The organism is Streptomyces sp. NPDC060000, assembly GCF_042737375.1.
Classification (GTDB): domain Bacteria; phylum Actinomycetota; class Actinomycetes; order Streptomycetales; family Streptomycetaceae; genus Streptomyces.
In genome coordinates this window covers 1-10,803 of record NZ_JBHWUU010000143.1, presented here as the reverse complement: position 1 = coordinate 10,803, position 10,803 = coordinate 1, and the positions used below count along the sequence as shown (strand labels likewise).

Genomic DNA, 10,803 nt, shown 5'->3' with positions numbered 1-10,803 from the left:
CCAGCGATAGAGGCACCCGATAGAGCCCGCCCGGGCCGGGGATGGCGGAGGGGGCCAACCGGAGACCGGCCGGCGCACGGCGACAGGGATGCCTCGGCCCCGTGGAACCGCGCGCCCCCGAGCCGGGCCCCGAGGATGTCAGGGCTGCCCGCTCCGTGTTCGCCTTCACTCCCCCGCGCGCGCCGTCACCCGCGATCGGTCATGCATGCCACCAGGGATGTCGTCCGGCCCGGCCACCTGGGTGCATGCCGCCGCAGCGGTGGGGCAGAATCGTCCGGGCACGCCCTGCTGGGCAAGCCTAGGCACAGGCGAGGAGACGTGAGCAACATCCACAAGGAAGACCGGCCAAGCCGGTTCTCCGTCAAGCCCGCGGTGGTCGACGGCGTCCTCGTCGTAGCCGTGCACGGCGAGATCGACCACGACGTCAAGGACGTCCTCAGCGAAGCCCTGCTGGCCGAGGACGGCACGGTGTCGCCGCCGCGGATCGTGGCGGATCTCAGCGGTGTGACCTTCATGGACTCCAGCGGGATCAACGTCTTCGTCACGGCCCACCGGCGCGTGAGCAGCGCTCAGGGATGGCTGCGCATCGCCGGCGCCCAGGAGGCCGTCGTGCGTCTGCTGCAGATGGTCGGCATCGACGAGATCATCGACTGCCACCCCAGCGTCGAGCAGGCCCTGAACGCCTGAGAGCCCTACTTGGGCCGGTCCATGGCCTGCGTGTGAGGCTTGCGGCGCTGCACCGCCGGGTCCAGTTCCTGGCCCAGCGGCTCCGCGAGCGGCCGGCCCAACGCCCAGGCGATGAGCGCCTCCGCGACCGTGCGCATTTTGGTGTTGGTGCGCTGGGAGATCTCGCGCAGCACATCGAACCCGGCGGCCGGCGGCAGCCGGTGGGTCGCGATGAGGACACCGATGGCCTGGTCGATTGCCGCATGGGAGTCGACAGCGTGGCGCAGTTGGGCGTTCTCGTGCTCAAGACGGGTCACTGTGGCGTCACGCGTTCCGTCGGCCTGGGGCCGCTGTTCGCGGGAGGTCGTCATGACTGATCTCCATACTGGGGGCGGGTTTCCGTGCGCGTGCCCCGGACTGGAACAACAAGACATCCTCGGCGCGCCACGAAGATCACATACCGGGCCGCCGCACGGTGCGAAACAGTGCGCGGCGGGAGCGTGGAACACCGGAGCAGGGGTGACTGGGCAGGCAGCCCGCGAGAGGAGCTGACATGTCCGGCCCGCATGAAGGCGGCGCCCGCTCCGACTTCCTTGTGCTGGCGGCCGGCGCCTGGCTGGCCGCGTCTCCGTACCTGCTGAGCCTGCAGAACACCGCCGTTCTCGACGGTGCCCGGATCGTCGACATGGTGATCGGCGGCATCTACATCCTCCTGGCCCTGGCCTCCCTTCTCATGCTGAAGCGGACCCGAGGCCACCGCGATCACAGTCCACAGGCACCGAGGGACCGCGGCTGAGCGACCCGTGTGGGTGACGCTCGTAGGCAATGTGGACAACCGCACGGGGGTGACGGCCATGCGGCACACGTGCGTCGGCACCCCGGCGGCCTCAGGCGCGACCACTGCCTAACGCAACTGCGGCGTCTATGGACCAACCTGCTCATCGGCATGCCTTGCGCCGGTGAGGTGTACGCCTGCGACATCTGGTCACACGCCCGGCGCTTGTACCTCACAGCGCGTCAGCGTGCGATGCCTGTGCGTTTAAGGAACCTTGATACCTGAATGCCCACTTCTATGGATAAAGGACCCGATGACTGCTGAAACCGCACCGGTCACGTTGGTGCCGGTCAAGGGGCGGCGCAGCAGGGGCCGGATGATCGTCTCCTGGCTGACCACGACGGACCACAAGAAGATCGGTCACCTCTACCTGATGACCTCGTTCGCGTTCTTCCTGGTCGGCGGGGCGCTGGCGATGGCGATCCGGGCCGAACTGGCGCGGCCAGGGCTGCAGTTCCTGTCGCAGGAGCAGTACAACCAGTCGTTCACGATGCACGGCACGATCATGCTGCTGCTGTTCGCGACGCCGACGTTCGCCGGGTTCGCCAATGCGATCATGCCGTTGCAGATCGGCTCCCCCGACGTGGCCTTCCCCCGGCTGAACATGCTCTCGTACTGGCTGTTCGCCTTCGGCGGTCTGATCGTGATGTCCAGCTTCCTCACCCCGCAGGGCGCCGCCGATTTCGGCTGGACCGCCTACACCCCGCTCAGCGGCGGTGAGCGCACCGCTTATGTCGGGGGTGACCTGTGGGTCATGGGGCTCGCGCTGACCGGGTTCGGCACGATCCTCGGCGCGGTCAACTTCATCACCACGATCATCTGCATGCGCGCCCCCGGCATGACCATGTTCCGGATGCCGATCTTCACCTGGAACATCCTGCTCACCTCGGTGCTGGTGCTGTTCGCCTTCCCCGTCCTGGCGGCGGCCCTGTTCGCGCTGGAGGCGGACCGCAAGTTCGGGGCGCACATCTTCGACCCGGCAAACGGTGGGGCGATCCTGTGGCAGCACCTGTTCTGGTTCTTCGGCCACCCCGAGGTCTACATCCTCGCGCTGCCCTTCTTCGGCGTGATCACCGAGATCATCCCTGTCTTCTCCCGCAAGCCGATCTTCGGCTACATGGGCCTGGTCGGCGCGACCATCTCCATCGCCGGCCTGTCGGTCACCGTGTGGGCCCACCACATGTTCGCCACCGGAATGGTCCTGCTGCCGTTCTTCTCCTTCATGACCTTCCTGATCGCCGTGCCCACCGGAGTGAAGTTCTTCAACTGGATCGGCACCATGTGGAAAGGCTCGATCTCGTTCGAGCCACCGATGCTGTGGGCGGTCGGCTTCCTCGTCACCTTCCTCTTCGGCGGCCTGACCGGCGTCATCCTCGCCTCCCCGCCCATGGACTTCCACGTCACCGACAGCTACTTCGTCGTCGCCCACTTCCACTACGTCCTGTTCGGCACGATCGTGTTCGCGATGTTCGGCGGATTCAGCTTCTGGTGGCCGAAGATGACCGGCACCATGCTCGACCACCGACTGGAGAAGATCCACTTCTGGACCCTCTTCGTCGGCTTCCACACCACCTTCCTCATCCAGCACTGGCTCGGCGCCGAGGGCATGCCCCGCCGCTACGCCGACTACCTGGCCGCCGACGGCTTCACCGCCCTCAACACCGCCTCCTCGATCGGCGCCTTCCTCCTCGGCCTGTCCACCCTCCCCTTCCTGTACAACGTGTGGAAGACCGCCAAGTTCGGCGAGCGGGTCGAAGTCGACGACCCCTGGGGCTACGGCCGTTCGCTGGAATGGGCCACCTCCTGCCCCCCGCCCCGCCACAACTTCGTCACCCTGCCCCGCATCCGCTCCGAATCCCCCGCCTTCGACCTGCGCCACCCAGAAATCGCCGGCATCGAGCACCAGGAGAATGTCGGCAGGCGCGACGCCGTCGACGCCACCGGCCACAAGGGCGAACCGACGTGATCTCCGTCCGGTCCCCCGGCCCGCCGGACCGGACGGGGGCCGGGCCGGCCAACGAGATCGAGGGATACCTCCTCCTCCAGGATGAGCGCCGTGACTGTGGCTTGGGAGCACCCAGGCGAGGGCGAGTTGACCAGGCGTCACGCCGGGGCTGCTGCCGTCGCGACGATCCGGTCCGGGCCGACCGCGGAACCGGCCTGCGAGGCGAACAGCGGGGCGTCCTCGTAGACCGCGGCGCGGATCTGCCCCGGCGCCGCGAAGGCGGACAGCCAGGCCGCTATCACTCCGCCGGACGTCACGCGACCGGGAGCCATTGCCGATCCGGTCGGCCACTCCCGTCATGCCGCAGGTCACCGGCGCGGTTCTACCGGCCCAGCAGCAGCGTGACCGGCGCGTGAGGTGAACCGGCATTGCGCCCACATGATCACGCACACGCCGATGCGCATACGGCCGTGGCCTTTCGCCGTCGGGCAGGCACCTCGGAGAGCCAGCCCGCCGAAGCACCGCCCGACAGTGACGGGAGTGGACGCCGTGCGAGCCATTTCCGCCGGCTGGAGAAGGCGGTGTCGTCCGCCGGGCCTCCGGCATCGGCGGAAGGGCGGCGGGGATGGATGTCGAAGGGATACCCGTCTTCGTCAAACGGGTTCCGCCGGCGGACCCCGAGTTGCAGTCGGAGCACGTGCGGTCGACCGTTTACCTGAGAGGTCATCGACCGTGGCGTGACGCGGTGTCAGGATCGTCGGCACAAGGGAGTCGACGAACCCGGAGGACACCATGCCCGCCTACGCGATAGCGCACCTGCAAGAGGCTGCTCCGCACCCGGAGATCGCCGAGTACATGGAGCGCATCTCGGAGACCTTCGCGCCGTACGGGGGCCGCTTCCTGGTGCACGGCGCCCAGCACGAGGTGAAGGAGGGCAGCTGGCCCGGGCACGTCGTGGTGATCGGCTTCCCCTCGCTCACCGAGGCGCGGGCCTGGTGGGACTCGGCCGCCTACCAGGAGATCGCTCCGCTGCGTTCGCGGCACATCGAGGGCGACATCATCCTGGTCCCGGGTCTCGCCGAGGGATACGACCCGGCCGCCACCGCTCAGTCGATGCGGGAGGCGCTGCCAGCCCGGTAGCCCTCACGGTGGCCGGCCGGGGGGAAGGCATCAGCGGGTGCTGACGGGTATCAGTGGGAGCCGGAGCGGGCCGGAAGCCGTACATCTTTCACCTGTCGCTCATCAGGCCGTGTCCGTCGGCGACTTGGGGGCAGACGGTCCTCACCACGAGGCGAGACATCGCCCCCCGGACAAGAGGAGTCTTCTGTGCTCGCCATCATCGCGGCGGTCCTGTTCTTTATCTCGTTCCTGATCAACGCGGCGGAGATCTCGACGAACGACGTGTTCACCTCGACGAACGTCATGCTCATCGGGCTCGCGCTGCTGGCCCTTCACCTCGCGGGCGTCGGCAGCGGCTGGGCGCCCCGCAGACGCTGACGCCGAGGCCGACGGCGTGGGCTCCCGGCGCGAGGCGGGCAGCCCGACGGCGCCACGGCGCGGTGAGCGCTGAGTGGCGGATGAAGGGAGCGCGGGGCCACGGGTGCAGTGTCCGTGGCCCCGCGCTCAGCATGACGCCGGTGCGTGGGCGGTGACGGTGGCTGGGCAGGGCTCCGACGGACGGGGCGCTACTTCGTCGTTGCCGTGGCCGTCGGCGCGAGGGGCAGTTCGTTCGCCGGTCCGGTGCGCGCCGCGGTGGTCCCGTCGCCGTGCGGGCCACCGGGCATCGGGTATCGCAGGCGGGCGGTGACGGCGAGTGCCGCGACCGCCCCGGCGACGAGCAGGGGGTGTCCGACCAGCCATGTCTGGATGCCCTCGAACGGGTCGCCGGAGGTCAGCGTCGCGCGTTCGAGCATCCAGGACGCCGAGAACACGAGCCCGACGGCGGCCACACCGATGCGGAACGCGGGGTAGACGCTCGTGCGGGCCAGGACGAGCAGTGACGGCATCATCAGGGTGACGACCAGCAACTGGGTCAGTTCGATGCCCAGGTTGAAGCCCAGCAGTGTGGTCACCAGCGACCCGCGGTCGAGGCCGAGGTCGCCGATGAGCGAGGCGAAGGCGAGGCCGTGGACGAGGCCGAAGCCGGCGGCGATGAGTACCTCGCCGCGCGCCACCAGCGGTCGTATCGCATGGGCCGCGGAGACCGCGATCGAGAAGGCGATGAGCGTCTCGACCGGCCGTGACGGTAGGTGGAGCACTCCCGAGGCCGCCAGGGCGAGGGTGAGCGAATGGCCCACGGCGAAGGCCGACACGACGTGCACGACGCGTACGACGCTGCGGCGCGGCCTTGTGTCTGCGGCGCGCCATCGGCCGCCGGCAGCCGCCAGTGGGGCGGGGATGAGCAGCATCAGCAGGAACAGCAGATGGTCGGCGCCCTCACCGACGTGTTCGATGCCGAGCTGCGCGGTGGTGGCGAAGCCCTTCAGCCAGGAGCCCTCGCCGGCCGGGACCCGCAGGCTCTTGGTGTCCCAGTCGAGGACTCCGAGTGTCTTGGCGTCGTCCGTCTTGAGGATGCCGCGGCCGAAGTCGTACCGGACGGTGGCGATGACCTTGTGGGTCAGGAGTTCCTCGACGATGACGTCGTAGCGCAGACGGAAGTCGGTGACCTTTCCGTTTGGCGGGCGGATGGTGAGGGGGTAGACGAGGTGCGCCGTCCCGTCGATCGTCCGCACCGACCCCGTACCCAGCGTGACGGGCCAGGAGCTGCCGTCCTCGCCGGTGGCGCCGATGTGCTGCGCCGTATAGCGCTTGAGGAAGGAGCGGTCCTCGCCGAGCACGCCGGCGGGGGTGAGGTCGCGGTCGACGGCGATCGCCAGGCGGTCGATGGGCAGTTGCACCTCGCCCTCGACGCGGTCGTCACGGATGTCGAGCAGGACGGCCGAGGTGCTCATCGGGTGGGCGCCGGCCGGCGACGCGAGGCCGCCGACCAGCAGGAACGCCATGAGCAGCAGGGTGGAGAAGAGACGGCGCACGGACGTCAGTGCCAGCCGTAGTCGGAGGTCTCGTCCCGGAAGATCGTGTGCTGGTGGATCTCGTCGGTCGAGGCGCCGGGCTGGTTGGAGAACTCGATCCAGGCGGACGGCCCGTCGAGACGGACGTACGTCTGGTCGTTGTCGATGGTGGTTCCGCCGCTCCACCCGATGTACGTCTCGTCGTACTCGGAGACGTACTTGGCCAGGAGCCGTGCGGCGGCCTTCTCGTCCAGGTCGTCGACCCAGGTGCGCAGCATGGCGGTGACCTTGGCCTGCTGCTTCTTGGTGAGGCTGCTGACCAGGACGCCCTCGGGCTGCTCCGGGAAGGGGCCGTCGTTGCCGGGGCCGAGGTAGAGGTCGTCGAAGCTGCCGTCGATCTCGGCGGCGGCCAGTTCGCCGGCGGTGAGTGACTGGATGGCGCCGATGGTGGCGGCCCGCTTGTCGGCGAGCGGGGCGTAGGCCTTGTCGTCCCAGATGAACTCCTCCGGCTCGACCGCGGTCAGGGTGGGTGACATGGTCACGTTGTTCCCGGCGTAGGTGATGTTGTACGCCGCGTGGTGGCCGCCGTACTGGACCGTGAACTCGCCGGTCCTGCTGGGCTGTCCGAAGAAGGAGATGTAGTACCACTGCGAGCCGAAGTTGGCGCCTCCTCCGCCGCCGCCGGGGCCGCCGGGTCCGCCGGTGGCGCCATCGGTGGGGGCTCCGGAGGGAGGCGTGCGCGTGGCGGTCGGAGAGGCCGACGCGCCGTCCCCGCTGTCGGACAGCGAGGCGAGGTAGTCGTCGGCCTTGCGGATCTCGACGAGTTCCTCGTAACCCTGCTTGCTGAGCGCCGCCTCCATGACCTTCATGGCCGCCGCGTCCTGCGCGTCGGTGAGGTCGCCCAGCTTCAGGCCGTTGCGCGCGACGACGGGCGTCGGGAAGTTCGACCAGCCGGTCGTCTTCGCCGCGTCGTCGAAGTCGTAGAGGACGGTGTCCTTCTGCTCGTCGGACAGCGTCGCGAGGAAGGCGCCTGCGGCCTTCACGACCTGGGCGGTGTTGGCGCCACCGGCTCCGGTGCGGGCCGCGGAGGCCGGGATGGCCTGTTTGGCGACCGCCGCCGAGGCCGACCCGGGGTCGAATGCGAGATAGCCGACTGTGCCGAGGGCGATGCTGAGGCACGCGGCGAGCACCACGGGCCGGCGCAGTACGGGGCGGGTGTGGGAGGACACGGGACTCCTGTGGCGTGAGGGTGATGGACGTCCCTTCATCGTGGGAGAGCGGTCTCAAAACGCGGCCGGAGCCAGTCCGGAATCGGATGAGAAGCGGCTCACAGAACGCTGTGCGACCATGCGCGCATGCCGGAGCGTGTCCTGGTCGCCGACGACGATCGTGCTGTCCGTGAAGCCGTCGAGCGGGCACTGGAGTTGGAGGGGTACGACGTCGTCACCGCCGATGACGGTGTGGAAACCCTGGTCCTGGCCCGCAGGGGCTCCTTCAGCGCACTGGTCCTCGACGTGATGATGCCGCACATCGACGGTGTGGCCGTGTGCCGTGTGCTGCGCGCCGACGGTGACCGCATCCCCGTGCTGATGCTCACCGCGCGGGCCGGGATCCCCGACCGGGCGAACGGTCTGGACGCCGGCGCCGACGACTACCTGCCCAAACCCTTCGAAGTGCCCGAACTGCTCGCGCGTCTGAGGGCGCTCCTGCGGCGGGCCGTGCTGACGGCGTCGCCCGCATCACCGGCCGGGGAGAGCGGACAGGGCGAGCCGCGCCCTGGTGACGTGCTGCGGATGGCGTCACTGCGCGTCTGCCCCGGCACGCGACGGGCGTGGTGGGGGGCGTCGGAGCTGCGGCTGACCAGAACCGAGTTCGACCTGCTGGAGCTTTTGGTGCGCGAGGAGGGTCTCGTACTGGACCATGCTGCGATCTACCGGAGCGTCTGGGGTCCTGGCGCCGGTGTGGACGCGAAGAACCTCGCCGGTTACGTCGGCTACCTGCGGCGCAAACTCACCGACGCCGGGGCACCCGACCTGATCCGCACGGTGCGCGGCGTGGGTTACGCGGCGCGGCGGCCATGAGCCTGCGCTCGCGGTTCGCGCTCGCCTTCGCCGCCGTCGGCGCCGTGGTGGCGGTGACGGTCGGTGCGCTGAGCTACCTCACCGCCTCCGACCGCGTCTTCGCGGAGGTCGACCGGACGCTGCGGTCGACCACCGTGGCCCTGACCCGTGGCATGGAAAAACGCCAGGAGCAGAGCCAGGAGCAGGCTCCGGGCGCCGGCCTGGCCGCCCGGAGCCCCGCGCCCTTTCCCGGACTGGACCTGCCCGCCCCGGAGGGCGGCGAGGAAGGGCAGCCGGTCCTGCAGGCCGTGGCCCGGGACGGCATGCCCATCCGCCTGAGCGGCCCGCTGGAGAAGCTGCCGGTGTCCGACGCCGCGCGTGCCCTGGCCGCCTCCGGCCGGGCCGGGCAGTCGGTCACCACCGAGATCGACGCGGGCGGCCACAGCTACCGCCTGCTGACAACCGCGCTCGGCGAGAGCCGCGGCGCCCTGCAGGTGGCCGTCCAGGTCGACCAGACCCGCCACGTACTGGCCGGCATGGCGCGGCAGATCGCGGTGGTCACTGTGGCGGTCATGCTCGTCGCGGCGGCCGCGGGCCGGCTGCTCGCCGGGCGCATCACCCGGCGCCTGGCCCGGCTGGCCGAGGTCGCCGAGGCGGTCAGCACGGACGGCCGGGTCACCTACGACGCCACGCAACCGGTGGGCGGACGCGACGAGGTCGGGCGGCTGTCCACGTCGTTCAACAGGATGCTCGGCCGCATAGTCGCCGCCCGCGAGGCGCAGGAACGGCTGGTGCACGACGCAGCCCACGAGCTGCGGACCCCGCTGACCAGCCTGCTGGCCAACGCCACCGTGCTGCACCGCGTCACCGAGCTGTCCCCCGGCTCCCGCGACCGGCTCCTTCACGACGTCCAGGACGAGACGCGCGAACTCGCTCACCTCGTCGACGAACTCGTCGAACTGGCCCTGGCAGGCGGTCACGAGGAGACCGAGGAACCCGTGGAACTGGCCGAGGTGGCCCGCCGCGCGGCGCGGCGCGTGTACCGGCGCACCGGACGTCTGGTCCACGTGGACGCCGACGGCTGCGTGGTGCGCGGCAGCTCCCAGGGTCTCGAACGCGCGGTGGGCAATCTGCTGGAGAACGCCGCCAAGTTCGACACCGACGGCGGCGAACCCATCGAGGTGCACATCCGCCGGGGAGCGGTCACCGTCCGCGACCGGGGCCCCGGCATCGCCGCCGAGGACACCAGCCGTGTGTTCGACCGCTTCTACCGGGCCGACAGTGCCCGGGGTCTGCCGGGCTCCGGACTCGGCCTCGCCATCGTCCACGACATCGCCGAGGCCCACGGCGGAGCCGTATCGGCGGGTACGCGGCCCGGCGGCGGCGCCGCCGTGGGCTTCACCGTGAGCCGATCACGTCTCCTGCCGGCCTGCGGCCCGCGGACGAAGGCCGCGGCCACGGACTGACGGCACCACGTCACCGCCTCACCACGTCACCGCCTCACCACGTCACCGCCTCACCGCCTCACCGCCTCACCGCCTCACCGCCTCGCCGCGTCACCGCGTCACCGACGGCACGGGGCCGGCCTGCCCGCCTGCCTTTCGACCCGGAGGACAACCGTGTCCGCAGCGGGGCGACCTCGGCGGTGCAAAGCGGGCGACCTCGCGGGGCCGGGCCGAGGCAGTCCAACCAGCAGGTGCCGCTCGCCCGCGTCTTCTTCGCGGCGTCCCCACCCCACGGGCGATGAGCGGGCGGCCGGCACCTCGGCGCTACCGGGTGAGGAGGGCGCTCACGGTCTTGCCGCCTGCCGCCCGGCGCGTCACGGCGCTGGCGCGCGCCAGGCGGTTGACCATGGGCCAGCCGAAGCCTCCGGTGCCGCCGTTCAGGTCGGGGGTGCGCATGCGCGGCACCTGCGGGCTGCTGTCGTGCACCGCCACCTCGATGCTCTCCGGGTGCGCGGTCAGGTCCAGGGTGCAGGTGCCGCCGCCGTGGCGCAGGGCGTTGGTGACGAGTTCCGAGACGACCAGGACCACCGTGTCGGCAGCCTCGGATGCGATCGCCGGTACGAGCCCTTCGAGGAAATCCCGGGCGCTCTCGCGCGCGCCGGAGATGAACGCGGCGGAGCGGGCGGGTGCGACGTCGACGCTCATCGTGTCCATCGGGTCACCCTGGTCTCTGGATCGTCCCTGCCCGGTCCTGCCTGCCCCGTCCTGCTGCCTGGTGCTTGTGCCCCGGTCTGCGGCCGCCAACCCGGCGGTGACGGACCGTCCCGCCCTCCCCCGCTGT

At 70.3% G+C, this 10,803-nt stretch carries 12 protein-coding genes; 7 read left to right on the top strand and 5 right to left on the bottom strand.

Annotated features, from left to right (window positions below; translation table 11 throughout):
- Nucleotides 1–318: 318 nt before the first annotated feature.
- Complete coding sequence (locus ACFWBB_RS41470) at nt 319–687, top strand: STAS domain-containing protein (RefSeq protein WP_385284136.1); 369 nt, start codon at nt 319–321, stop codon at nt 685–687.
- A 5-nt stretch (nt 688–692) separates the two neighbouring features.
- Here ACFWBB_RS41470 and ACFWBB_RS41465 read toward each other — a convergent pair whose 3' ends face one another.
- Nucleotides 693–1,037, bottom strand: a complete 345-nt coding sequence (locus ACFWBB_RS41465; RefSeq protein ID WP_385284133.1) for an ANTAR domain-containing protein — start codon at nt 1,035–1,037, stop codon at nt 693–695.
- Nucleotides 1,038–1,219: 182 nt separating this feature from the next.
- On the opposite strand from ACFWBB_RS41465, the gene ACFWBB_RS41460 reads away from it, so the two are divergent.
- Both ACFWBB_RS41460 and ctaD read left to right on the top strand, forming a co-directional pair.
- Nucleotides 1,220–1,462 (top strand): SPW repeat protein, encoded by a 243-nt coding sequence (locus ACFWBB_RS41460; RefSeq protein WP_385284130.1) that lies wholly within the window; start codon nt 1,220–1,222, stop codon nt 1,460–1,462.
- 355 nt (nt 1,463–1,817) lie between these two features.
- Nucleotides 1,818–3,467 (top strand): cytochrome c oxidase subunit I, encoded by a 1,650-nt coding sequence (gene ctaD, locus ACFWBB_RS41455; protein WP_385284138.1) that lies wholly within the window; start codon nt 1,818–1,820, stop codon nt 3,465–3,467.
- 137 nt (nt 3,468–3,604) lie between these two features.
- Here ctaD and ACFWBB_RS41450 read toward each other — a convergent pair whose 3' ends face one another.
- Nucleotides 3,605–3,778 carry a hypothetical protein gene (locus tag ACFWBB_RS41450; RefSeq protein ID WP_385284127.1) on the bottom strand — a complete coding sequence of 58 codons (174 nt, stop codon included), beginning with the start codon at nt 3,776–3,778 and terminating at the stop codon, nt 3,605–3,607.
- 460 nt (nt 3,779–4,238) lie between these two features.
- Here ACFWBB_RS41450 and ACFWBB_RS41445 point away from each other — a divergent pair, with 460 nt between their 5' ends.
- Complete coding sequence (locus ACFWBB_RS41445; protein WP_385284125.1) at nt 4,239–4,586, top strand: DUF1330 domain-containing protein; 348 nt, start codon at nt 4,239–4,241, stop codon at nt 4,584–4,586.
- Between the two features lie 186 nt (nt 4,587–4,772).
- A complete protein-coding gene (locus tag ACFWBB_RS41440) occupies nt 4,773–4,943 on the top strand; it encodes a hypothetical protein (RefSeq protein ID WP_385284122.1) in 171 nt (56 codons plus the stop codon).
- Nucleotides 4,944–5,131: 188 nt separating this feature from the next.
- Here the strand turns inward: ACFWBB_RS41440 and ACFWBB_RS41435 are convergent, their stop codons facing one another.
- A complete protein-coding gene (locus tag ACFWBB_RS41435) occupies nt 5,132–6,478 on the bottom strand; it encodes a HupE/UreJ family protein (RefSeq protein ID WP_385284119.1) in 1,347 nt (448 codons plus the stop codon).
- 5 nt (nt 6,479–6,483) lie between these two features.
- A complete protein-coding gene (locus tag ACFWBB_RS41430; protein ID WP_385284116.1) occupies nt 6,484–7,686 on the bottom strand; it encodes a DUF3500 domain-containing protein in 1,203 nt (400 codons plus the stop codon).
- Between the two features lie 126 nt (nt 7,687–7,812).
- On the opposite strand from ACFWBB_RS41430, the gene ACFWBB_RS41425 reads away from it, so the two are divergent.
- Nucleotides 7,813–8,538 carry a response regulator transcription factor gene (locus ACFWBB_RS41425; RefSeq protein WP_385284114.1) on the top strand — a complete coding sequence of 242 codons (726 nt, stop codon included), beginning with the start codon at nt 7,813–7,815 and terminating at the stop codon, nt 8,536–8,538.
- On the top strand, nt 8,535–9,983 hold the full coding sequence (locus ACFWBB_RS41420; protein ID WP_385284110.1) for an ATP-binding protein: 1,449 nt from the start codon (nt 8,535–8,537) through the stop codon (nt 9,981–9,983). The genes ACFWBB_RS41425 and ACFWBB_RS41420 overlap by 4 nt, the downstream gene beginning before the upstream one ends.
- Before the next feature lie 303 nt (nt 9,984–10,286).
- On the opposite strand, the gene ACFWBB_RS41415 is transcribed toward ACFWBB_RS41420, so the two are convergent.
- A complete protein-coding gene (locus ACFWBB_RS41415) occupies nt 10,287–10,676 on the bottom strand; it encodes an ATP-binding protein (protein WP_385284107.1) in 390 nt (129 codons plus the stop codon).
- Nucleotides 10,677–10,803 lie beyond the last annotated feature (127 nt).